The sequence below is a fragment of the Actinoplanes sp. NPDC051859 genome, assembly GCF_044452725.1.
Classification (GTDB): Bacteria; Actinomycetota; Actinomycetes; order Mycobacteriales; family Micromonosporaceae; genus Actinoplanes.
Genome location: NZ_JBITBX010000016.1, coordinates 1 through 23,000, shown reverse-complemented (window position 1 = coordinate 23,000; position 23,000 = coordinate 1). Strand labels below are relative to the sequence as shown.

Sequence of the window (23,000 nt, the reverse complement as noted above, 5' to 3'; positions counted from 1 at the left end):
GGCTGTTCGCACATCTTGCGTCGCGGGTCATGCGATCTGCAGGTTCCTCGTGGGTGTCGATTCAGGTCAGTGGTGGATCGAACTCGAGGTGGGCCACTGTGCCCTTTCGGATGCTCTCGACGTCATTGCTCCGTCGAGCGGACGTTCCGACCAAAGGGCGACCGTCCGGAACCGGCTTCGACGGCAACTAGCTCTCGCGGGGTGCATGGTCGTCAGGGGGCCGGGTAGGCGGCGGAGGCCAGTAGCCGGGCCAGGTGGGCGGCGTTCGCGGCGAGGGTCTTGGTGGCGTCGCCGGTGGTGTCCGGTTTCGGGCCTGCGTCTTTGTAGTCGAGCTTGCCCATGGCTTCGCCGACCCAGTAGGTGCCGCCGGCGGCCGGGATGGTGAAGCCGACGTCGTTGAGGGCTTGGAACACTTCGGCGCATACGTGGTGGGCGCCGTCCTCGTTGCCGACGACCGCGACGACGGCGACTTTGCCGTACATGGAGGGCCGGCCCTGGTCGTCGGTCTCGGACAGTTCGGCGTCGAGACGTTCGAGGACCATTTTCGTGATGGCCGAGGGCTGACCCATCCAGATCGGCGTGGCGATGACCAGGATGTGCGCGGCGCAGATCTTCTCCCGCAGGGCGGGCCAAGCGTCGCCGTCACCCTCGTCGGTGCTGACCCCAAACTTGACGTCATGGTCGGCAATCCGGATCACCTCGCCGTCAACGTCGTGGTCGGCGAGCGCGGTGAGAACCTGACGGCCGAGCAATTCGCTGCTCGACTCGCTACCGGAAGACTTCAGCGAGCAGCCGAGCACGACAGCACGCAAGGTCGAAGATTCAGTCATGCGCCGGGAATGCCCGCCCATGATCGGCCGAAACGCTTCCGTGGTGCTGACGGCTGACGCCGCTGCTCTGCGCGCTGATGGTGAGTGTGCGGGAGCGGCGTCGTTCGCCGGACCCTCACGGGGCTATTGCTGGGAGAGGGCGAAGGCGCTGAGGAAGCCGGCCAGCAGGATCAATCCCATCGCGAGATGCGTGTGTTCGAACGCCTCCGGGATCATCGTGTCGGCGATCATCGTGAGGATCGCGCCGGCGGCCAGGGCGGTGATGAAGGCCAGCACGGCGGGTGCGGCGCCGCCGAGCAGCAGGTAACCGGCGATCGCGGCGGCGCCGCTGAGGGCGGCGATGGCGCCCCACAGGCCGAAGACGTAGCCGCGGGAACGGCCGGCCCGGCGCATGCCGGCCGCGCTGGCCAGCCCCTCGGGGATGTTGCTGATGAACACCGCCGCGACCGTCACGGTCGAGACGGCTCCGCCGGCGAGCAGGCTGGTCCCGATGACGATCGACTCGGGTATGCCGTCCAGCAGCGCGCCGAGCGCGAGCGCGGTGCCGGATCCGTCCTGCTCGTCCTCGGATGGCTGCTGATCTTGGGAGCGTTTGCGGTGCCGGGCGCCTCGGCGGGCCAGCAGCATGTTGCAGCCGGTGTATGTCAGGGCGCCGGTGACCGCGCCGATCGTCGTGGGTAGGAGTCCTGCCTGTTCGTGTGCCTCGGCGATCAGCTCGAAGGACACTGCCGATAGCAGCACGCCGGCGCCGAACGCCATGACGGACGCGATGAGTTTGGGCGGCAGCCGGGTTCCGTAGCCGACCGCGGCGCCGATCAACAACGCTGATCCGCCCAGCAGACCCCAGCCGCCCGCGTGTATCCATCCTGGCACCGCGATCTTGTGCCCCGCCGCCACGACCCCAAACGCCTGGAACCAGACGCAGCCGGGCAGCGACCGGCCATACCCGGCAGGCGAGCTGCGGTGGGTGCGTCTCGCCCCTCGCCGAGCGGCGATCGAGATGACCGCACGGGTATCCTGTCGGCACTTTGCGCGAACATTCCGGGCTGGACAGCCCCCTTCTCGCCGCGGCAGTCGACGATGCCGCGCCAGCTCTGCTGGCGGTGTGGGAGGCTGCCCGCGACCGCGCGGCGCCGCGGCTGTCCTGGCCGCAGCTGAACGCCTTGCTGGCGGTGGAACGTCTTGAAGGGGCGAATCTGCGCACCTTGGCCGACGAGCTCAATGCCATGCAGTCGTCGGTGAGTCGGCTCTGCGACCGGTTGGTGGCTTGCGGGCTGGTGCACCGCAGGCCTGGCCATGCCGACCGCCGTGAGATCGCCCTGTTCCTGACGCCGTCGTCGCGCCGACTGCTCAAGGACCTGCGCCGCCTCCGTCGCGAGATTCTGGCCGAGGTATTGCACCGGATGGACCCGCTGAGCCGTGCCGCCCTCCTCCGGGGTCTACGCGAGTTCGAGAACGCCGCTGACCAAGATTGCGCGCCGCCATTGCCGGTGCCTCGATACCCGCTTCAGCAAAGGCGCAGCCCTCGCAGCTAACCGCATGATGATCGACACGCCATCGCCGGTTGACGCCACCCCGAGATTCATGGGGCGAGATGGCGGCCTGGCGGTACCTGACATCGCGGCCTGCGACCACGCTGCCTCGCACGCTGCCCCCACGATTCATTCGTGTTCAGCGCGAACTGGTTCAGCACCGTCGACAGTGATCCGCGGTGGTCGGGGCGGCAGCAACCTGCCGTCCCCGACCGTCCATGCGAAGAGGTAGTTCAGGATTCGGTGAGCGCAGGCGTGAACGCGGAGCCGGTGCCGCGGCGACTTTCACTGTCACCCTGCCTGCGGGTTTGAAAGGCCTGGTCCCGCGGCAGTAAAGGCGCGTTCGCCGAGTCAAGGAGTTCGGATGAAGATGATGAAGTTCGCCGTCGGGCTTGCCGCGGGGTATGTGCTGGGCAGCCGCGCCGGCCGGGAGAAGTACGAACAGATCGTGGGGGCCGTGCGGAAAGCGACCGGCCGCGACCAGAGTGGCAGTTCGCCCTCGCTGACTAACCTGCCACCGGCGGGCTCTGCCGTGCGGGCCGGATCGGCGCCGACGGCGCCGACTCCGTCGGCCGGTAGCACGCAGAAGGTGTCCCCGGCCCGCCCCGCCACCCGGGGCGGCAAGGCCCTGTCTAGCGAGACGGTGACGGCTTCTGGCGACGCTGCCGTCGGCAAACTGATCTGATCATCCGGCTGCGGGGTTGCCGCCGTGGCGAAGTTGGCCTCATGCACCGGCCGGGCGGGGTTATCGTCGTGATCGCTCAGTGCTGGAAACGGGCAGTGCGAGCCTCTTGGCGCGTTCCTCGCCGCGATGAACGTCTCGCGGGCGTGATTTCTTGCCGCTTCGGTGGATGCTGACCATGCCGATGCCACGCGCCATCATGAGGGTCAAGCCCACAGCCAGAGGGGACTCAGTCGAACTGTGTGGGGGCGGTGGCGCATCGCATCGGTGATCGTGAGCAGTGCCCGGGCGCGGGGAAGCGTGCGATGGCTGCGGGTGGTCGGCGAGTTGGATTCGGTCGACGCGCCGCGCTTCGCAGCGACCGTGACACCGCTGGTGGCGCCGCCGTCGCACGTCATCACCTTGGATCTTGCCGGTCTGTGGTTCTGTGACGCGGCGGGTCTTCGGGCCTTATTGCATCTGCGCGAGATCGGTGCACGGCAGCAGGTACAGGTGGTGCTTACCGCCGCGCATCCGGCAGTGCGTCACGTGCTGCGGGCAGTCGGTGAGCAGGCCTGGCTGCGCACGTCGCCCTGACAAGCTCAAAGCCCGCGTACATCGGGCGGCATCCCCACCGAGTGTGACCGTGCCGCGCGTTGCCAGGCCTCAGCACCGACTGACGCAAGCAGGGCGGCCACCGCTGGCAGGCCCGGCCAGGCCTGCCTGATGCGAGCCGGCGGGCGAGCGCAAGAATCCGAGACGAGGACGCCGATGCTCAACGAGCGTGAACGCCGTGAGCTGGCCGCCATCGAGTCAGGTCTGCAGCGAGAAGATCCACGCTTCGCCGACCGGATGCGTCATCCCGGCAAGAAGGACCCCAGCCTCACCCTGATCGCGATGATCGTCGTCGGGTGGTGGCTGGTCACCCCCTTGCTCGCGACGTGGTGGAACGTCTTCGGTGCCGTGCTGGTCGCCGTCAACGTCACGGCCGTGGCGGGCATCGTGATCTGGCGGCGTCGTGGCGCTCGCTGACCACGGTGCACATGTTTGTCGAGTAGCCATTCCCGAACATTGGATCATCGACTGCTCGGGGTCTGGTGAAGGCTGTCGCGGTACCCGCGGCGGCAACGCACCACGCTAGAGACCCGGCATGTCAGTCATTTGTCCGTTGGGTGCTGGCGGGTGGGCTCGCTATGTAGTGGGGCTGGCGTGTGCTTCTGCGGCTGTGGCGTCGCGTCTTCTTTGCTACAGGGCAAAGATGTCGTCGTGGATGGCGGTGAACCTTGTACCGCTCCGAGGAACAGGGCGCAGAATCGTGGAGGCCGGATCGCTTTCGCGCTGAGGGGGGCGTCGACAGGTGGCCGTGATCCTGATCGCTGATGACGACGCGGACATCCGTGAGGTCTTGACGTTGCTGCTGGCGCGGGCCGGTCACGGTGTCCTGAGCGCCGTGGACGGAGCCGCGGCGCTGCAGTTGGCGGTGACGAACAAACCTGACCTGGTCCTGGCGGACATGGACATGCCCGGTCTTGACGGTGCGCAGCTTTGCCGAGAGCTGCGCAATCACCGGCGACTGCGCACTACGCCAGTCGCGATTCTCAGCGGCACGCTGCACCGTGACGACCCCCGGGTACGGGATATCGGCTCATGCGCTGTCCTGCTGGAACCGATGTCCAACAGGAGCTTGCTCACCACGGTGCAACGCCTCATCACGGCAGGCCCACACCGGCATGATCTTGCGTCGGGATGCTTGAATCCCCGCGCCGCGACACAGGTTGTCCTGTCCAAGCGGGTCGGGGTGTAACCAGGCGGGAGGCCGCGGCGCCGTGCTTGCCGGACCCGTCGACGCGGCGTTCGGGGTGATAGTCGGCGACGACGCGACCGGATCTATAGCCGGGAAGCGCCTGCGCTGCATGATTAGTTATCGACGCGTGGCGGTCGATTGATCGCCTCCAGGTGACCAGGGGCTGCTTTGTGGCTATGCCTCGGCCAGCAGTGCCAATAGGCCGGTGATGCTGAGGACGCGGTGCGCGGCGGGGCTGGGGTTGACGATGGTCAGCGTCCGGCCGGCCTGTTGCGCGGCGTAATAGCCGTTGATGAAACATCCCAGCACGGTGGAGTCCAAGAACGTCACCTGTGCGAGGTCAATCACCAGCGTGGTCGTGGCGGGACGGTGAGCTTCCTCGATCAGCGTGGTGCGGATGTCGTCGGCGCTTTGTAGGTCCAGTTCGCCGGCCAGGGCAAAGGTGGTGGTGGCGGCGGTGCGGTGAAGGTGGAGCTGCCACAGCGGCTGTTCCTCGTTCACGATCCCTCCTTCAACAGTGCGCGCGACGGCGAGCCCGTCGATCGGGGTCGTGCCGGATGGTGCCGGAGAAGTTCGGTGGTGCGCTTCTTTTCTGCGCGGGTGGTGCGGAAACTCTATCGGTGCCGAGGGCAGCGTCATGGTGACCGGTCTCGAACCGGTGACCGCGGGCATCGGTCAGTGATTCCCGCGAGGTAGAGGGGGTTCGGGGTTTGTAGCGCCATCCTGGTGGCACTTAATCGGCTCCCCGCAGCTTCCAGCAGCATCGGGGATGCCCGTCGATGCGGGCGATGTGCATCCGGAACTGCGACAGCAACCCAAGGTAGGTCGCCGTTTCATGACTGATCTTGGGGGAATGCGGCGATCATGCCGAATCCCGACGCGCCAGCGCCATACCCACCGCCCGCGCCGGTCGGCGCTGCCCGACCTCCGTGGGTGCTGCCGCTGGCGATTGTCGTGGTGACCGTGCTGGCCGTGTCGCTGCTGCTGGCGCGGTGCGGCGCGCAAGACGCCACCCAACTCGCGAATCGTGCACCCGCGGCGACCCCGGCAGCGGCTGACAGCAGCCCCACCATCGTGGCTGGTGCCGTCATCGCCGCAGGCGTGAACGTGCTCGGCGCCGACAACGTGACGAATCTACGCGCCAACGACGCCGCCACCGCGACCGGACACCGGGTCCGAGTCCAATCAGTACCCGCTGATGAAGGGTTCTGGATCGGTCCGGGCCCTCTCGATCGACTCTGGGTGCAGCTGACCGGCACCCGCGGCGAATCGGTCTTCACCGTGCGGCGCGGGGACACCGTCGACTTCACCGGCGTCATCGCGAGGGTGACCCCGAACTTCACCGCCGACTCCGGGGTCACCCGGGCTGAGGGCGCCGACCAGATCGCGCAGCAGGGCTTCTACCTGTCCGTGCCCGTCACCAGCGTGAAACTCTCGTCCTGAGGCGCAGCCACGCGAAGCGGCGTGGCCGACTAGCCAGGACAGCAACGTCTGGTGCTATCCGCCGCGCAGGCCGCGCATAGGCTCACAGGCGCCAAGCCCGGCCATCACCGGAACTGCCGTTCGGCCCCGCCCGCAGCAGCCTCTCCGTCAAGACCCCAATCCAGGTCGTCGGCTTCAACCCACGACACCACGCAAGGTCGACTTTCATCGGTAGACCCAGCACTACCGGAAGCGATGTCCGAGTCGACGGCGTGGTGGAGCCGTCCAGCTCGCCCGATGACTGTTGGTGATCGCAAGACGGTAAGCAGCACCCGGGATACCATTTGTACGGTTGTGTCGGTTTACTGTGGGGAAGTTCGCGTGGACGATCGACGGGTCCTTCAGACCGTGCTGGACAGCCTGGAGACCGCCGTGCTGGGTTGCGATCATGACGGGCAGCCGGTGCTGTTCAATCGTGCGGCCCGGGAGTTGTTCGGCGCGATCCTCGACGTTCCGTTGGCGCAGTGGCCGCAACGCCTGGGTGTCGTAGACGGACGCGGCGGCGCAGCGGACCCCGCGAATCTTCCACTGCTGCGGGCGTTACGTGGAGAACAGGTGCGAGACGCTGAACTGGTGGTCACCGCGGGAGGTACTGCGCCGCGAAGGTTTCGCGTACACGGCCGCCCTGTCCCAGACGACACGCTCGCCGCGGTGATCGCGCTGCACGACGTCACCCTGCAGACACGAGCAGCTCGGCTCAAGGACTGCGAAATGCAGATCTCCGAGCTGCTGTCCCGGCCGGCTCCCCCGGACACGGTCATGGCCGACGCGGTCGCGCTGCTGGGCGACATGCTCGAGTGGAGCGCCACCGAGTTCTGGACCCTGGACCCGGTCGGTCAAGTGCTCCGCCGCAGCACCCATTGGACCAGTGCCGGTCACGAACTCCCCGATGACCTTCCGGACCAGCTCGTGGAAGGCGAAGGTCTGCCCGGAGTGGCGTGGCAGAACGCAGAGGCACGATGGGCGGCTGATCTGCACACCGACCCCGATGCCGCCGCTCCGGGTACTGACTGGGGCCGGCTGCGCGGCGCTCTGGCAGTGCCGATTCCCAGCGGCTCGGCGACCCTCGGTGTCCTGATGTGCTACAGCGACACTCCTGAGACACCGGACGACATCCGCACCGCCGTACTGTCCGGCATCGCCGCGCACTTCGGCGAATTTCTGGAACGTCGCCGCGCGGAACAGACCTTGATGGAACTCGACCGGACCCGCGACGAGTACATCGCCTTGGTCGGTCATGAACTGCGTACCCCGCTGACCAGTATCCAGTCGTACACCGAGGTGATGCGCGACGAACCCAACCTCGACACCGCCGAGCGTGCCCAGATGCTCGACGTCATGCACCGCAACACGACCCGGGTACACGCACTCATCGCCAAACTGCTCGACGTCGCCGGGCTCCGCTCCGGAGACATCGCACTGCAACCACAACACATGGATCTGGCCGCGGTCGTGCAGGAAGCTGCCGCCGACGCCCGCACCAGCGAACTCAAGGCCGTCATCGACGTCAACACCTCCCCGCCCGTCCTCATCGACGGTGACCCACACCGGCTGCGCCACGTCGTCGACGAACTGCTGGGCAACGCCCTGACCTGGGCACCTGAAGGCAGCACCGTCGGCATCAACGTGCACGGCGATGACCACACCGCGGTGCTGGCGGTCAGCAACTCAGGCACTCGGATTCCCGCCGAGGACCGCGCCCGCGTCTTCGACCTCTTCTTTCGCACCAGCGACAGCACCATCGACGCCCACCCCGGCGCAGGACTGGGTTTGACCCTGGCGCGAGCCGTAGTCGATCAACACGGTGGAGCCATCACCGTCAGCGAACCCGACGAGGCCGCCACCACCTTCACCGTACGTCTGCCCACCCACCACCGCGCGCCCGGCGACGCGTGACAGCCACGCACCGAAGACGCTGGATCTCGACGAGAGCTGCCGTCGGACGCCGCATCTCACCGGTGGTAGACCCCCTCGGGCAGCCGCTGCGACGAGACCGTCAACTCAGTTTCGCATCACAGGCGTCGGTGCCCCGCACCGTGGTGGACATCCGCCACGGTGCACTCGCTGCTGCCTGTCGCGGAAGTCCCCGTCGGGTCCTCCCTGAGCGCGTAGCGTCGTTACAGTGCGACTTCCGGTCTGGGCGGTGTGGGATGCGGTAGCGCCGCGTCGCCGGTCGGTAGTCCTGCTGATCGTCGTGGTACTGCTGGGCTTGTCAGCAACCCTGCTCGCAGCATCAGCGTTGCGGCGCGGCGACGAGAACCGGGCGGCACAGGCGCTGAACGAGCACTCCGCCGTGGTGTCGTTGACAGTGGCCGCGGAGGTGCGCCGGTACGGCAACGTGATCCGGGATGTGGCAGCCGCCGTAGGCGCTCAGGCCGATCTACAGGCCGCCGAGTTCGCGGCGATCACCGCACCGATCGACGGTTCACGGCTTCCCGGGGCGACCGGTGTCTCCCTGGTCGTCCCGGCCCCCGCCGGTCAAGTGTCAGCGGTCCAGCAATACTGGCGTGCCCGCGGCGCCACCGGGTTGACCCTACGCCCCGCGGAGCCGGCCACCGGGGAACACGCATTCACGGTGATGTCGCGGCCCGTGGACGACTCAGCCGGACTGCCGGGACGCGACCTCGCTGTCAGCCAGGCGGTGACGGAGACTCTGCGGGCGGCGCGAGATACCGGCTCTGTCGCGGCGAGCCGCCCGTACCAGTTGCTCCGAGACGCGGGACTACCGGCAGCGCAGCAGCAGCTATCCACAATCTTGGTGGCGCCGGTGACGTCCAAATCACCGCGGGCATCCGATCGCGGCCGATTCCGGGGCTGGGTGATCCTCGGGCTGCGGGGCGGAGACTTCCTACGCGACAGCATCGCCGTCGTCGCCCGCGACATCGTCACCGTCACGTTGAGCGACACCTCCAGTGAGGGCACCCCGACTGTGCTAGCCCGCTGGAATCCAGGCCAGGCCCGGCAGGGCGGAGCCAAGGCGGGCGGCAGCCGGGTAACCGCGGTGCCGGCAGCACAACGCGCATGGCAGCTGACGGTAACGGCCACCGGGAAGCTGCAGCCCGACGCAAGGCTCCACCCGGTGGCAACAGCGTGGATCATCGGCATCGTACTCACGGCGCTGCTCGCAATCCTGACCGCGACGGTGACCACCTCCCGCGACCGGGCAGTGCGCCGGGTCGCGCAGGCCACCCGAGAGCTGCGCGAGGACATCGCCCGCCGCGAACTCGTCGAGGACCAGCTACGGCAACGCGAGGAAGAACTCGTCGGGTTCGCCGGGATCGTGGCCCACGACCTGCGCCAGCCGTTGGCAAGGATCAGCGCCTACACCGACTTCCTGCGCGAAGAGGTCGCACCCTCCCTCCACGCAGAGCACCGTGAATTCCTCGAACGGGTACGCGGCGGGGCCACCCGGATGCAGTCGCTGCTAGACGACCTGCTCGACTACGCCACAGCCGACAACCGCGACCTGAAAATCACCTCCGTAGATTTGGCGCACCTGGTCGCCGAGGTGGTAACCGACCGCACCGCCGAGAGCGCAGACATCGTCCCGGCCGTCTCCATGGACGACCTACCCACGATCGACGGAGATCCGACCCTGTTACGGCAGGTCTTCGACAACCTCATCGGCAACGCACTGAAGTACACCCACCCCGGCACCGCCGCCCAGGTGAACATCACCGCCAAACGCCACGACGACGCCTGGACCGTGGAGATCAGTGACCGGGGTATCGGCATTCCCGCCGCACAACGCAAGGCCGTATTCACCGCATTCACCCGAGCCAACGGCAGCCAGAGCTACCCCGGAACCGGACTCGGCCTGACCATCGTGCACCGCATCATCGAGCGACACCACGGGAAGATCGTCGCCGACGAGAATCCCGGCGGCGGCACCGTCTTCCGGATCACCTTGCCCGAGGTACAGCCCCGTCCCGGCCCGGCAACAGGGCACGGCATCGCGCACCATGACGTGATCGCTCCGCTCCACACTTCCGGCAAGCAGGCCGCGGATCAGTTCCAGCATTCGTGACCGGCGAACATCCTCCTCCCGCTCGGCACGGCCTAGCCGGAGGAGGGGCGTACGGAAAGGCTGTGTTCGCGGATCGACGCCGGGGATCCGCGCCCAACCCACGTCCGAACACGCAGTCTGGATGGCCGGGCGGCGTGGATCAGCGCGGGATTGGAGCGGCAGATGTGTGGCGTACGTGGGTCGTTCGGGTGCGGTGCAGACGTCGCCCGCCGGTCAGCAGCAGGGTGATGGCGAAGGCGGCCGCGTCGGTGAGCACGATGGTGGTGCCGGAGGGGATGTCGAGGTGGTAGCTGGCGTTCATGCCGATGAAGCCGCAGATCGTGCCGATGATGGTGGATGTCCAGAGCATGCTGGCGAAGCGGTGGGTGAATAGCCGTGCGGTGGCGGCAGGGATGACGAGGGTGGCGGCGACCAGCGTGACGCCGATGACGGTGAGGGTGGCGAGGATGGACAGGGAGAGGGTGAGCATGAGCAGGGCGTCGAGGCGGGCGACGCGGATGCCGGTGACGGCCGCTACGTCCGGGTCGAAGGTGGTGAACAGCAGTGCTCGGTAGTTGGCGGTGATGACGGCGAGGGTGAATGCGGTGGTGGCGGCCAGTGCCCAGACGTCGGTGGTGGTGACGCCGATGATGCTGCCGAACAGGGCGGCGTCGAAGCTGGGTCCTCGGTTGCCGAAGATGGTGAGTAGGGCGACGCCGAGGGCGAATGAGGCGGTGGTGACGACGCCGATCGCGGCGTCGGCGCCGATGCGGTGGTGGCGGGTGACGCGGTTGATGGTCAGGGCGGAGGCGAGTCCCCAGATGCCGGCGCCGAGGTAGTAGTTGATGCCGATGATGGAGCTGGCGGCGAATCCGCCGAAGATGGCGTGGGACAGGCCGTGGCCGATGTAGCTCATGCCGCGCAGGGTGATGTAGACGCCGATCAGTCCACAGAGGCCGCCGGCGAGGGTGGCTGCGGTGACGCCTCTGACGAAGAAGGCGTAGGTGAACGGGTCGACGAGCGTCTCGATCATGCGGCGAGCCGGTTCGGGGTGTGCCGGGCCGGCGGGTGGGCGTCGAGGACGACGGGCATGCCGAGGTGTTTCATGACGTGCATCGGTGCGCCGAAGGTCGCTTCGAGCACGGGTGCGGTGATGACCTGGTGGGCAGAGCCGGCGGCCAGGATGGTGCGGTTCAGGGCGACCAGTTGCGGCAGGTGCGCGGCGACGCCGTTGAGGTCGTGGGTGGTCAACAGGATCGCGACGCCGTCGGTGTTGATGTCGGCGAGCAGATGCAGCATGTCGTGGCGGGTGGTGATGTCGACGCCGGAGGTGGGTTCGTCGAGCAGCAACAGTTGCGGTCGGCGCAGAAGTGCCCGGGCGAGGAACATGCGCTGTTGTTGTCCGCCGGAGAGATCTCTGATGTGGCGGTGGGCCAGATCGCCGATGCCGAGGCGCTCGAGGGTGTGGGCGACGTCGGCGCGTTCGGCCCGGGTCGGCCACGGCAAGGTACGGCGGGTGCGCGCCATGAGCACGCATTCGCCGACGGTGATGGGGAAGTTCCAGTTCACCGTCTCGAGTTGGGGCACGTACGCGGTGGCCAGGCCGGGCCGGCGGGTGACCGTGCCGTGGCGCGGTCGCAGGCTGCCCAGGATGAGTCGTAGTAGTGAGGTCTTGCCGGACCCGGAGGGTCCGACGACTCCGACGAAGGCGCCGGCGTGCAGGGTCATGTCGATGTCGGTGAGGACAGCGTGTTTGTCGTAGCTGACGGTCGCGTCGGCGATCCGGATGAGGGGTTCGCCGTCCCGGGTGGGGGTCACTGGGGGTAGGTGGCGTTGTCGGGAACGTTCGGCGTGGTGGCCAGTGCGGTGAGGTGTGTCGCGGTGCCACCGAGGCCGGTGACCATGGTGACGTAGTTGTAGCGCATGAGGCCCATCCAGGAGTGTTCTGCCTCGCCGGGTGCGCCGGGCAGGTCGTCGTCGCGCAGGGTGTCCTCGTAGCGGGCGCCGGTGGCCGCGCCGATCTCGGCGAGGACCGTGGACGGGAATACTTCCGAGCCGAAGATCACCGGGACCTGCCGGGCTTTGACCTGGTCGATGAGGGCAGCGACCTCACGGGGTGTGGGGTCTTCGAAGTTGCGGGGCTGGATCGCGCCGACGACCGTCCAGCCGTAGGTCTTCGCGAAGTACGCGTAGGCGTCGTGGTAGGTCAGCAACTGCCGCCTGTCGGCTGCCAGGGTGTCCTGGTCGGCGCGCAAGGCAGTGTCGAGTTGCCGGGCCTGGGCTTCGAACGCGGTGTAGTTGGCGTGGTAGTAGTCGCGGTTGCTGGGGTCGGCGGCGGTCAGGCTGTCGCGGATGAGGGCCGCGTACTTGATCGCGTAGGTGGGGTCGGTCCACAGGTGCGGGTTCGGTTTCCCGTCTTCCTCGGGGAAGGAGAAGTCGTAGAGGTATTCACGTTCGGGGAGTGATTGGGTGCCGAGCTCGACGAGCGTCGCACTGTCCTTCGTGGTGGACTGGGCGAGCTTCTTGATCGGTTCTTCGAGCTGCAGACCGTTGATGAAGACCAGATCGGCTTTGCTGAGGACCTTCGCCGCGCTCGGTGGCGGCTCGAAGGTGTGGGAGTTGGTGCCTTCCGGCACCAACCCGTCGATGACGATCTTGTCGCCGCCGATGCCGGCCACGATCGAGGTGAGCGGAGCGACGGTGGTGACCACCCGTAGCGCGTCGTCCTGGCCGGCGGCAGCTTGGCCGGCTTGACCGCCGCGGCAGCCCGACAGCACGCACAAGCTCACCGCCGCGATCGCCACACTTTTTTGAAATGACCGCTGATATCGGGTGTTGAATAACATGCCGGAACTTTAGTGCGAACTCCTTGTTATTACCCAAGACTCGCAACAAGGGAAGTGGAGCCTTTTCTTGTCTTTTAGGGGGATGGGGGGTCAGGCGATACGCCAGCGTTGCGGCTGAGGTTCGTTACTGGGCGACCATTCGATGAGGGCCGGTCGCTCGCCGGAAGGTACGGGAAAAGTGATCCAGCCGCGCGCACAAGCGCCAGGAGCCAGCGGGGTGCTGGTGACCGGGTAGCCGGGCCGAGGGAATTCGCGGTACCGAACAGTGGCGGCCGTGGTGCGGGTGCGGTCGGCGAACTCCAGCGCCCACGGCAGATGCGAGATCCGGATATCGCCCGGGGCACCGGCGGTGGCGCACACTTCGACGTCTGCGGCACCCCATTCGGTGTCACTGCCCGGGTCGACGGTGGCCGCCGCGACGGGCTGGCGGTAGGTGTGCACGGTGGCGACCAGCGTGTGTTCGGCTGCCTCGACCTGACGGCCGACGGTCGACAGGGTTCCGGCTGTGGACGGTCGAGCGGGTCCACCTGCCGGCGAGCCGTTCTCGGACGGCCCCGGCAACGCCGGCGTACGTACCGTGCCGACGCTGTCGGCGGCGGGAGCCGGGACGGCACTGGACGCCGGCGATTCGGCGGCGGGTGCTGCGGCGACCGCGGCGGTTGCCGGGTCGGGTGCGTCGTCGGGCAGGACAGCACGAACCGTGAGTGCGCCTGCGGCAACGACGCTCAGGCCCGCAGCCACAGTAAGGACGATCCTTCGACGGAGGGCGGATCGGGTCGAGTCGGAGGACGGCTGAGCAGGCATGGGGGGCTTCTCTCGCGGCGATTATGAGCTGGACGGGAACGTGCAGCGGGGCCGGATCGACAGATCCGGCCCCGCTGCCTGTGGGGAATGTGGTCAGGACTGGTTGACGGCGACCATGTTGGGCAGTGCCACGTACGGGAACATGGCGCGGAACGCGTGGTCGTTGCTGTTGACGCCGTCGCCCAGGGTCGCGACCGCGGCGGGCGGGTTGGGCAGCAGGATGCCTTCGGCGGCCTGCAGGGTGACGTCGATGACGTCGTCGGCCAGGCGCCGGCCGTTGGGGAAGCCGGCGAGGTCGCCGCCCACGACGCCGAGGCGGTTCGGTGCGGCGGCCGGGGCCACCGACATGTTCAGGCGCAGCTGCTCACTCGGCGCGAACTTCTTGGCCTTGACGTCCATGTTGAGCAGCTGAGAGTTCAGGTCCGCCTGGACCGGTCCGCACGCCTTGCAGACGCCGGTCAGGAACACCTCGACCAGGTCCTTACGCGGTTCGGCCGGCGCCGGAATGCCGTAGATCGCCTGGATCAGCTTCGGCACCTCGGGCTTCTGCACGTACTTGAGGAACTTCACGTCGTTCTCGGGCTTGGAGGCGTTGAACTCGTTCTTCTTCGCGACCGGGATGACGACCTCGTTGACCAGCGGCATGCCCAGGCGCGACACCTGCTGCAGCTTGCTGCTCTTGGACTTCATGCTCGCGCCGGCGCGGGACGTGGTGGTCCAGATGCCGACGACCGGGTTACGGGTGGCGTCGCCCTTGAGTGCCAGGTCGGCCTTGGGGACCTGCAGGGCGATCGAGTTGACGTTGTAGCCCTTGAGGGTGTCCTGCCCGACCTCGGACAGGTTGCCGCCGTAGAGCAGGTCGAAGACCCGCAGGTCGGCGAAGAACGCGTCGTCGGCCTGCCCGGCGAACGACTTCGCGCCGCTGCCGTAGGAGGTGACCGCGGCGTCGGACAGTGCGCCGTAGTTCGGCATGGACGCAGCCCCGGTGAACGACGGTGCCACCCGGGCCTTGGACAGCAGCGTCTTGGCGCCGCCCTTGGTGATGCGCTGCAACGTGTACGTCTGCCGCACGTTCAGGTCCGGGTCGGTCAGTGAGGTGACCGGGCCGGTGTTGTAGAGGAACGTGTTCGGGTTCTGGTAGGTGGTCTTGAACATCCACCGGTAGGTGATGTCCGCGCGCGCGTCACCATCGTTGTCGATGTTGATGTCGTGCGCGGTGTGCTCGGCGAACGGGTAGAAGTTCGGCCCGCCGTTCGGTTCGGAGAACGGCTGCCAGTTCGCCACCATGGTCACCGTGCTGGGTGCGTCCGGGCTGACGAACGCGTACAGGTCGGTGTTGTCCAGGCTGGGCGTACCGGCGATCAGGGGTGCTTCGCGGTGTGAGGACGCGCTGCCCGGGATGGGTGCGAGCGTGGCCAGACAAGCGGCGGACACCCCGACGGCGGCGGCGGTCCGCAACGCACGGCGGCGCGATGGCGCGAGTTTCATGATTCTCCGATTTCGGTGCGGGTCAACGGCGTGGGTGGCCACCGTCACGAAAGTCATCGCGATCCACTAAACACCCTTTAAGGACAATTTGGATGATTTGAGGAGCTTCTTTCGATCGTGTCGTCCGTTAGAGCGGGTACTGGGCCGTCGGCGAGAGGAACGCTTTCTATGCGCAGACGCTGGATGAAATTCGTCTTGGTGACCGGCCTCGCTGCGACGGCGCTAATCGGTGTCGGAATTGCGCTCGGCCCGCACGACCAGCGCGAATCCGTCCACACCGCGACGCCCGGGGACCCGGCTGCGGCGTCGGTGAACGATCTCGACCGGTACGTGACCCGGACCGTCGCGCACCTGACCCGCACGCCCGGGGACTGGCAGGCGTGGGCGCAGCTCGGCATGGCCCAGCTCGAGCTGGCCCGTCGCTCGTCCGACCCAGCCCGTTACGCCGACGCCGAGACCGCCTTGCGTCGATCCCTGAAGGTCCAACCCCAAGACAACGCTGCCGCACTGACCGGCCTCGGCGCGCTCGCCGCCGCCCGGCACGAGTTCACCACGGCCCTGAGCTACGCGCGCCGGGCCGTGACCGTCGACGCCTACTCCGCCGACGCCTTCGGCGTACTCACTGACGCCTGCGTCGAACTGGGCCGCTATGACGAGGCCACCGATGCCGTCCAGCGGATGCTCGACCTGCGCCCGGACACCGGCTCTTACGCCCGGGCGTCTTACCTGTTCGAACTGCGCGGCGACCAGGCCCGCGCCGTCGATCTCATGCAGCAGGCCCTGGCGGTCGCCGCCACCGCGGGCGACACCACGTTCGCCCTCACCCACCTCGGCGAACTCGCCTTCAACACCGGTGATCTGACTACCGCTGCCGAATACTTCCACCGAGGACTGGCCCGTACTCCCGGACAGCCCGCGCTGCTGGCCTGGCAGGCCCGGGTGCAGGCCGCTCGCGGTGACCTGCCCGCCGCCGTCGCCGCTCTGCGTACCGTCACGCTCACCCTGCCGACGGTCGATCACCTCGCAGCACTGTCCGACACCTTGACCGCGGCCGGAGATCCGGGCGGCGCCGAGCGCACCGACGAGCTCGTGCGCGCCAGCACTCGCCTGCCGGCCGGCTCGTCGGGCACCACCGACATCGACCTCGTGCTCTTCTACGCCGACCGAGGACAAGCCAGCCAGGCCGTCACCCGGGCCGCCGCCCTGTACGCCACCCGGCCCAGCGTCGCCGTCGAGAGCGCGTACGCGTGGGCACTGCACGCTGCCGGCCGCGACCGCGAGGCACTCACCCACGCCGAGCGCAGCCTGCGCCTGGGCACCCGGGATGCCCGCGCCCACTACTACCGCGGCCAGATCCGGCTCACCCTCGGTGACCGGGCGGGCGCCCGCGCCGACCTGCACCAGGCGCTGGCCATCAACCCGCACTTCTCCCTGCGGTACGCGCCGCACGCCCGCGCCGCCCTCGACCGACTGAAAGACGCCGCATGATCCGCAAACTGCTCGCGACCGGCGCGATCGCCGTCGTCACCGCATTGGTGCTGCCCGCCCCGGCGCAGGCCCACCCGTTGGGAAACTTCACCACCAACCAGTACTCCGGCCTGCGCATCGGCACCTCCGGCATCGACGTCGACTTCATCCTCGACCTCGCCGAACTGCCCGCCTATCAGACCACTGCGGACATCGACACCGACCGCGACACCGTCACCTCGACCGCCGAACGGGACGCCTACGCCGCGCGTACCTGCACCGAGGCCGCCGCGGCAGCCACCCTCACGGTCAACGACCGCACCCAAAGCATGACCGCGCGTACGGTCGCACTCACCTTCCCCCCGGGCAGCGGTGGACTGGCCACCTTGCGTCTGCACTGCCTGCTGCACGCCGACGCCCGGATCTCCACCCAGTCCACCGTCAGCTACCGCAACAACCTCTACGACACCCGGATCGGCTGGCGCGAGATCACCGCCGTCGGCGACCGCTACACGATCACCGACTCCGACGTCCCCGCCGCCACCAACAGCGCACGGCTGACCGCCTACCCCTCCACCACCGCGACCTCCGACGTACGCAGCGCCACCATGACCGTGCGCCCCGGCGGACCCGCCGCCCCGCAAGCCGCCACCGCTGCTGACGGTTCAGCCGCGCAACCCGGCAGCAGCGACCGGCTTACCACCCTGTTCACCGACCTTGTCGGACGCCCCGAACTGACCCTCGGCGTCGGCCTACTGGCCATCCTCATCGCGGTGATCCTCGGCGGCTTCCACGCCCTCGCACCCGGACACGGCAAGACCATCATGGCGGCCTACCTGGTCACCGCCCGAGGACGGCTGGGCCACGCCCTCACCGTCGCCGGCACTGTCGCCGCCACCCACACCGTCGGCGTCCTGGCCCTCGGCATCCTGCTCGCCACCTCATTGCACCTGGCACCCGCGGCGATCTACGACTGGCTCCGGATGGCCAGCGGCGTCCTGGTCGCCCTCGTCGGCGCGCACCTGCTGCACCGCGCGATCCGCGACGCCCGCCGACGGCGCGCAGCCCCCGACCACGATCACGACCACGACCACCATCACGCGCCGCACGCCCGAGACCACAGCCATGACCACCTCCCCGAGACCGTCGCCGCCAGTCACGGCCACCACCACTCGCGCACCGCGCACGACCACGTCCACTCGCACACCGCGCACGACGATCACCATGCTGCCGACCATCGCCACCCTGGCGGCCACCACCACGCTGACGGCCAGCACCGCGCCCACGCCCACGGACGCGGCCGCCAGCAGACGGCGCTGACCCACTCGCACGGCGGTCACTCCCACACGCACTACCTGCCCGCCCCGGACGAACCGCTACGCCTGCGCACCCTGCTCACCATGGGCTTCGCCGGTGGCCTGTCACCCAGCCCGTCGGCCGTCGTCGTCCTGCTCGGGGCAGCCGCCCTCGGCCGCGCCTGGTACGGAGTACTCCTCGTCCTCGCCTACGGCATCGGCCTCGCCGCCACCCTCACCGGCATCGGATTCGCCCTCGCCCGCTGGGGCGAACGCCTGCGCCACCTCGGCTCCAGCCGATGGCGCCGCTTCGTCCTGCTCCGCATGCCGACCGCCACCGCCGCGACCATCCTGACCGTCGGCCTCGGCATGACGGCCATGGCCACCATCGGCCTCCTCAGTTCCCCCGGCTGATCGGCCGCGCTCACCGCAGGGCGGAAAAGGGCCAAAGACGGGCACGAGCGGCCGGTCGCTTCCTGCCTGCGAAATTTTCTTCTCCTTCACCAAGCCGGAAGCTCAGGAGCCTCGAACTTCTCTGCGACGGTGATCGGCGCAGGAGGAGGCAGGCAGCCACATGAGGCAGACCGGGTCCGGCCGCGCGATCGTCGCCGCGCCCACGGTCGTCGCCGGCCGCTACCGGCTCAGCTCCCTCATCGGCTCGGGCGGTATGGGCCGGGTGTGGCGCGCGCACGACGAGTTGCTGGACCGCGAGGTCGCCGTCAAAGAAGCCGTCGCCCCTTCCGGCCTCCCTGCTGCCGCCCAGCACGACATCCACTCCCGGGCGGTACGCGAAGCCCGTGCCGCCGCGCGTCTGGACCATCCTGCGGTGGTGCGCGTCTTCGATGTCGTGCAGACCGCCGGCCGCTCCTTCATCGTCATGGAATACGTGGCATCGCGTTCGTTGCAGCAGGTGATCACCGAAGACGGACCGATGTCCCACCGCGAGGCCGCGAAGGTCGGCCTGGCGGTCCTGACGGCGCTGCGGGCAGCACACGATCAAGACGTGGTGCACCGCGACGTCAAACCGCACAACGTGCTCCTGACCGCGCAGGGGCGGGTGGTACTCACAGATTTCGGGCTGGCCGCCTTCGGCACCGCCGCAAGCACGAAAGAACCGCTACTCGGCTCGCCGTACTTCCTCGCACCCGAACGGCTGCGCGAAGGGATCGGTGACGCCCGTACCGACCTGTGGTCACTCGGCGCCACCCTCTACGCAGCCGTCGAAGGACGACCACCCTTCAAACGCGCCAGCGTCGAGGAATCCCTCACCGCCGTCCTGCAGGACGCCCCGGATCCACCACGACATCCTGGTCCGTTGCATCCGGTGATCGCCGGTCTGCTGAACCCCGATCCAGCCCGCCGCACCCAGGCCGCCGAGGCGCAGGCGGCGCTCGGGGAACTGACCCGGCGTGCGGTGGGTTCGGCTACCGTTCCGGCGCCACGACGCCCTCTCCACGACAACCTGGACCTGGCTGACCCACCACCGCAGCGCGCGGCCCCATCACGAGGAGAACCCAGCACGCCGGCGCCGGGCAGCGCCGAGGCATCTGCCCGGCCGCACCGCACCCATCCTGGAAAGCGCGCCGGTATTCTGGCAGCAGCCATCGCGCTGGCCGCAGGCACGGGTGCGGCCGTCACCGCAACCGTCCGCGGAAACGATCATCCTCTTCCCGTTCCGCCGACATCGCGTCCTACGGCTACCGCCGCAGCGGCAGCAGTAACAGTTGAGCCCTGTGCCCAGGGGCGTCGCGAGTCCCTGGCGGCAACCCCCGCGGCGAATACGCGCCAGGCGCCGGCCGGCTGGTTACAGCATGTCGATCCCGCCGGTTTCACCTTGCCGGTCCCGCAGGACTGGACGCGTACCGCCGACGCCAGCAGAGTGTCGTTCTGCGATCCAGCCGGGAGTCGTGCTTTCACCGTGCAGCCAGGGCTCGCGCCTACCGGCGACCCACTGCGGCATTGGCAGACGGTCGAGCAGCAGGCACTCGCCTCCGGAACCCTGCCCGGCTATCGAAGGGTCAGCATGGGCGTTCTTCTCGTGGCGGGCGGCGGCGCCGACTGGGAATACACCTGGCAGCCGCCATCAGGACCTCGACTGCACACGCACCAGATCCTGCGCGCCGTCGACAGCACCCGCTCGCACCTGCTGACCTGGACCACACCCGACCAAGACTGGCAACGCAACCTGGCACACCAGCGCATCCTCGTCGACGGCCTCCGCGACCGGTCCTCCGCACCCGCCACCTGGTCCGTACCCGCACCCAAGCAGTAACCGGGCAACCGCTCAGCGTCATATATCGATCAGTGACCCAGCCGAACCTTCCGCGGAGCCGAATCCCTGTCGACACCCCCTGATCGACGAGGAGCACCCCCGTGAAACTGCACCGCACTCTTCTGGCCATACCGGCGGCCGCCGCCGTTCTGCTGGCCGCACCCGCGCCGGCGTTCGCCGACGAAAGCGTGCACGTCCAACTCGACGCGCTGAACAACTCCGGCGCCTCCGGGACCGCGACGCTGACCGTCACCAGCAGCGGCGACCTGAAAGTCAGCATCCGGTCCAAGAATCTGGTGCCGAACTCGCCGCACGCCCAGCACCTGCACGGCTCGGTCAAGGGGATGGATTTCCACTGCCCCGACATGTCCGCGGACAAGGACGGCAACGGCTACGTCAGCACCGAAGAAGGTCTACCGATGTACGGCGACATCTTCATCTCGCTGACCACCAAAGGCGACACCGCCAAGGCCAGCGGACTGGCCGTGGACCGCATGCCAACCGCCGACGCGAAAGGCAACCTGACCTACGACCGCACCATCCCCGGCGCCGACTTGCCGAAAGGCACCCTCGAACACCTCAAGGACCTGCACGTCGTGCAACACGGCATCGACGCCAACAACAACGACAAGTACGACCTCGAAGGCCTCGGCGAATCCACCCTGGCCAAATCCGCCGGACTCACCGGCATCCCGCAGGAAGCCACCGACCCGGCCACCTGCGGCATGGTCTCCGGCGCCGCCGCCGGATCAGTACCGGTAGGCGCGGTCGCCGCCGGCGACGGCACCAGCCGCCCCCACTCCACCCCGATGTACGCCCTCGGCGGCATCGCCCTGCTCGGCGCACTCGGCACCGTCGTCGCCCGCCGCCGGCTGCGCGCCCAGAGCTGACCGATGAGTGACGAAGACACGCCGGCGCTGCCAGCCAAGCATCGCTGGGAGCGACATCTGCTCCCGGCGATGACCCTCGCCTTCACCCTGCTCGGCTTCACCGCCCTGTCCATCGGAGTGCAGCGAAGCCTGCACGAACCAGACCTACCCGCCGCCACGACAAACACCCCGACCGCCCCGTCACCCGCGCCGACGCCCGATACTCGGGCAACGCTGACCACCGGGCCGTTGATGGACACCTCAGCACCCACCCGGGTGTCCATTCCCGCCCTCAAGATCTCCGTACCCGTGACGGGGCTCGGCCAGCAGGCTGACGGCAGCATGCAGGTGCCCGGCGACGCCGCCACCGTCGGCTGGTACACCAAAGCACCCACTCCCGGAGCGCTCGGACCGGCGATCCTGGCCGGCCACGTCGACTACCAAGGCCAGCTCGGCACCTTCGCCCGCCTGTCCAAGCTGAAACCCGCAGACCTGATCACCGTACGGCGCCGAGACGGCAGCACAGCCACCTTCTCCGTCACCGCCGCCAAACGCCACCCCAAGGACAAATTCCCCACCGACGCCGTGTACGGCCCCATCAACCACGCCGGCCTGCGACTCATCACCTGCGGCGGCGACTTCGACAACGACACCGGCCACTACGAAGACAACATCGTCGTCTACGCCACTCTGCGCACAGCCCAACCCGCACGCCCCTGAGCAGAGGGCTGACAACGCCTCCCTGACCGGGCGGCAGGCACAACCACCAAAGTGGATGCTTGGACTCGATTGCCGGCGGTACGAGGCGAGTAACGACAAGGAACCACGGCCAGCACCAGATAAGGACAGCTCGTTGCGGTTGCAGGGCTGCCATTCGCAGGAGAGCCACCCATCCCGACGGCGCACAGCATCGAATCCACTCTGGGAAACCCGAGACGGAGAGGTGGATCTGGATGGATCGCGGCGGTGCGAGAAGGCCGGAACACCTCTCGGCGGTTCCGTCTACACCGCCGGACGCCGGCGACCTGCTCCGGGCGACCGCCCGCGGCGACGAGGCTGCCTTCGAGAAGCTGTACGACCTGATCGCGCCACGCGTGTACGGCCTGATCCGCCGGGTCCTACGCGCCCGGCCCAGGCCGAGGAGGTCGCCCAGGAGGTTCTCGTGGAAGTGTGGCGAACGGCGGCCCGCTTCGACGCCTCCCGCGGCACGGCCACGGCCTGGGTGTTCACGATCGCGCACCGCCGCGCCGTGGACCGGGTCCGCTCCGAGCAGGCCGCCACCATCCGCACGATGAGGGCCGGCGCCGCGTCGGTCGACACCCCGTACGACGAGGTCGCTGACGAGGTGGCCGGGCGGCTGGAACGCCAGCAGGTACGGCACTGCCTCGACGACCTCACCGAGCTGCAACGCCAGGCCGTGACGCTGGCCTACTACCAGGGTCACACGTACCGGGAAGTCGCCGAGCTGCTGGAAACGCCGCTGCCGACCATCAAGTCCCGGATGCGCGACGGACTGATCCGGCTGCGCGACTGCATGAATGTGGAGGTGCCGGCATGACACCCCCTGTGTCAACCTCACGCCGCTTGAGCGAGCGGCGGGGAGGTGGTGAACCGCGAGGCTCCGCCGTGTTTGGCGGGGTCGTA

The 23,000-nt window shown here is 68.3% G+C and carries 21 protein-coding genes and 1 pseudogene; 14 read left to right on the top strand and 8 right to left on the bottom strand.

Going from position 1 to position 23,000, the window contains the following annotated elements; genetic code table 11:
• Positions 1 to 212 precede the first annotated feature (212 nt).
• Positions 213 to 830: a flavodoxin family protein gene (locus tag ACIA1L_RS29540; RefSeq protein WP_396076285.1), complete on the bottom strand. Its 618-nt coding sequence runs from the start codon at positions 828 to 830 to the stop codon at positions 213 to 215.
• Between the two features lie 123 nt (positions 831 to 953).
• Positions 954 to 1,703, bottom strand: coding sequence for a ZIP family metal transporter (locus ACIA1L_RS29535; protein ID WP_396076283.1), 750 nt, complete (start codon positions 1,701 to 1,703; stop codon positions 954 to 956).
• A gap of 155 nt (positions 1,704 to 1,858) precedes the next feature.
• On the opposite strand from ACIA1L_RS29535, the gene ACIA1L_RS29530 reads away from it, so the two are divergent.
• The 5 genes from ACIA1L_RS29530 to ACIA1L_RS29510 all read left to right on the top strand — a co-directional run bounded on the left by ACIA1L_RS29530 (position 1,859) and on the right by ACIA1L_RS29510 (position 4,827).
• Positions 1,859 to 2,365, top strand: a complete 507-nt coding sequence (locus ACIA1L_RS29530; protein ID WP_396076282.1) for a MarR family winged helix-turn-helix transcriptional regulator — start codon at positions 1,859 to 1,861, stop codon at positions 2,363 to 2,365.
• A 361-nt stretch (positions 2,366 to 2,726) separates the two neighbouring features.
• Positions 2,727 to 3,047 carry a hypothetical protein gene (locus ACIA1L_RS29525; RefSeq protein ID WP_396076281.1) on the top strand — a complete coding sequence of 107 codons (321 nt, stop codon included), beginning with the start codon at positions 2,727 to 2,729 and terminating at the stop codon, positions 3,045 to 3,047.
• Positions 3,048 to 3,317: 270 nt separating this feature from the next.
• Positions 3,318 to 3,620 carry an STAS domain-containing protein gene (locus ACIA1L_RS29520; RefSeq protein ID WP_396076280.1) on the top strand — a complete coding sequence of 101 codons (303 nt, stop codon included), beginning with the start codon at positions 3,318 to 3,320 and terminating at the stop codon, positions 3,618 to 3,620.
• Between the two features lie 174 nt (positions 3,621 to 3,794).
• The gene (locus ACIA1L_RS29515) at positions 3,795 to 4,055 is read left to right on the top strand and encodes a DUF3040 domain-containing protein (protein ID WP_396076279.1); all 261 of its coding nucleotides are present in this window, start codon (positions 3,795 to 3,797) and stop codon (positions 4,053 to 4,055) included.
• Between the two features lie 325 nt (positions 4,056 to 4,380).
• Positions 4,381 to 4,827, top strand: a complete 447-nt coding sequence (locus tag ACIA1L_RS29510) for a response regulator (RefSeq protein ID WP_396076278.1) — start codon at positions 4,381 to 4,383, stop codon at positions 4,825 to 4,827.
• A gap of 174 nt (positions 4,828 to 5,001) precedes the next feature.
• Here the strand turns inward: ACIA1L_RS29510 and ACIA1L_RS29505 are convergent, their stop codons facing one another.
• Positions 5,002 to 5,328 (bottom strand): STAS domain-containing protein, encoded by a 327-nt coding sequence (locus ACIA1L_RS29505; RefSeq protein WP_396076277.1) that lies wholly within the window; start codon positions 5,326 to 5,328, stop codon positions 5,002 to 5,004.
• A 363-nt stretch (positions 5,329 to 5,691) separates the two neighbouring features.
• Between ACIA1L_RS29505 and ACIA1L_RS29500 the strand changes: the two genes are divergently transcribed.
• From ACIA1L_RS29500 to ACIA1L_RS29490, 3 genes are all read left to right on the top strand, one after another.
• Complete coding sequence (locus ACIA1L_RS29500; protein WP_396076276.1) at positions 5,692 to 6,270, top strand: hypothetical protein; 579 nt, start codon at positions 5,692 to 5,694, stop codon at positions 6,268 to 6,270.
• A gap of 360 nt (positions 6,271 to 6,630) precedes the next feature.
• Positions 6,631 to 8,205, top strand: coding sequence for an ATP-binding protein (locus ACIA1L_RS29495; protein WP_396076275.1), 1,575 nt, complete (start codon positions 6,631 to 6,633; stop codon positions 8,203 to 8,205).
• Positions 8,206 to 8,431: 226 nt separating this feature from the next.
• Positions 8,432 to 10,336: an ATP-binding protein gene (locus ACIA1L_RS29490; RefSeq protein ID WP_396076274.1), complete on the top strand. Its 1,905-nt coding sequence runs from the start codon at positions 8,432 to 8,434 to the stop codon at positions 10,334 to 10,336.
• A 139-nt stretch (positions 10,337 to 10,475) separates the two neighbouring features.
• Here ACIA1L_RS29490 and ACIA1L_RS29485 read toward each other — a convergent pair whose 3' ends face one another.
• The 5 genes from ACIA1L_RS29485 to ACIA1L_RS29465 all read right to left on the bottom strand — a co-directional run bounded on the left by ACIA1L_RS29485 (position 10,476) and on the right by ACIA1L_RS29465 (position 15,453).
• The gene (locus ACIA1L_RS29485) at positions 10,476 to 11,348 is read right to left on the bottom strand and encodes a metal ABC transporter permease (RefSeq protein WP_396076273.1); all 873 of its coding nucleotides are present in this window, start codon (positions 11,346 to 11,348) and stop codon (positions 10,476 to 10,478) included.
• Positions 11,345 to 12,133, bottom strand: coding sequence for a metal ABC transporter ATP-binding protein (locus ACIA1L_RS29480; RefSeq protein ID WP_396076272.1), 789 nt, complete (start codon positions 12,131 to 12,133; stop codon positions 11,345 to 11,347). Before ACIA1L_RS29480 ends, ACIA1L_RS29485 begins: the two co-directional genes overlap by 4 nt.
• Entirely contained in the window at positions 12,130 to 13,161 is a 1,032-nt protein-coding gene (locus tag ACIA1L_RS29475; RefSeq protein WP_396076271.1) for a metal ABC transporter substrate-binding protein, read from the bottom strand. Before ACIA1L_RS29475 ends, ACIA1L_RS29480 begins: the two co-directional genes overlap by 4 nt.
• Positions 13,162 to 13,251: 90 nt before the next feature.
• A complete protein-coding gene (locus ACIA1L_RS29470; RefSeq protein WP_396076270.1) occupies positions 13,252 to 13,902 on the bottom strand; it encodes a hypothetical protein in 651 nt (216 codons plus the stop codon).
• Between the two features lie 156 nt (positions 13,903 to 14,058).
• Positions 14,059 to 15,453 (bottom strand): DUF4331 domain-containing protein, encoded by a 1,395-nt coding sequence (locus ACIA1L_RS29465; protein ID WP_396076269.1) that lies wholly within the window; start codon positions 15,451 to 15,453, stop codon positions 14,059 to 14,061.
• A gap of 183 nt (positions 15,454 to 15,636) precedes the next feature.
• Here ACIA1L_RS29465 and ACIA1L_RS29460 point away from each other — a divergent pair, with 183 nt between their 5' ends.
• The 6 genes and pseudogenes from ACIA1L_RS29460 to sigK all read left to right on the top strand — a co-directional run bounded on the left by ACIA1L_RS29460 (position 15,637) and on the right by sigK (position 22,914).
• Complete coding sequence (locus tag ACIA1L_RS29460; protein ID WP_396076268.1) at positions 15,637 to 16,941, top strand: tetratricopeptide repeat protein; 1,305 nt, start codon at positions 15,637 to 15,639, stop codon at positions 16,939 to 16,941.
• On the top strand, positions 16,938 to 18,629 hold the full coding sequence (locus ACIA1L_RS29455) for a nickel/cobalt transporter (protein ID WP_396076267.1): 1,692 nt from the start codon (positions 16,938 to 16,940) through the stop codon (positions 18,627 to 18,629). Before ACIA1L_RS29460 ends, ACIA1L_RS29455 begins: the two co-directional genes overlap by 4 nt.
• Before the next feature lie 160 nt (positions 18,630 to 18,789).
• The gene (locus ACIA1L_RS29450) at positions 18,790 to 20,487 is read left to right on the top strand and encodes a protein kinase (protein ID WP_396076266.1); all 1,698 of its coding nucleotides are present in this window, start codon (positions 18,790 to 18,792) and stop codon (positions 20,485 to 20,487) included.
• A 101-nt stretch (positions 20,488 to 20,588) separates the two neighbouring features.
• Complete coding sequence (locus ACIA1L_RS29445; protein ID WP_396076265.1) at positions 20,589 to 21,377, top strand: hypothetical protein; 789 nt, start codon at positions 20,589 to 20,591, stop codon at positions 21,375 to 21,377.
• 3 nt (positions 21,378 to 21,380) lie between these two features.
• Complete coding sequence (locus ACIA1L_RS29440) at positions 21,381 to 22,076, top strand: class F sortase (protein ID WP_396076264.1); 696 nt, start codon at positions 21,381 to 21,383, stop codon at positions 22,074 to 22,076.
• A gap of 233 nt (positions 22,077 to 22,309) precedes the next feature.
• A pseudogene (gene sigK / locus ACIA1L_RS29435) lies at positions 22,310 to 22,914 on the top strand (ECF RNA polymerase sigma factor SigK).
• Positions 22,915 to 23,000 lie beyond the last annotated feature (86 nt).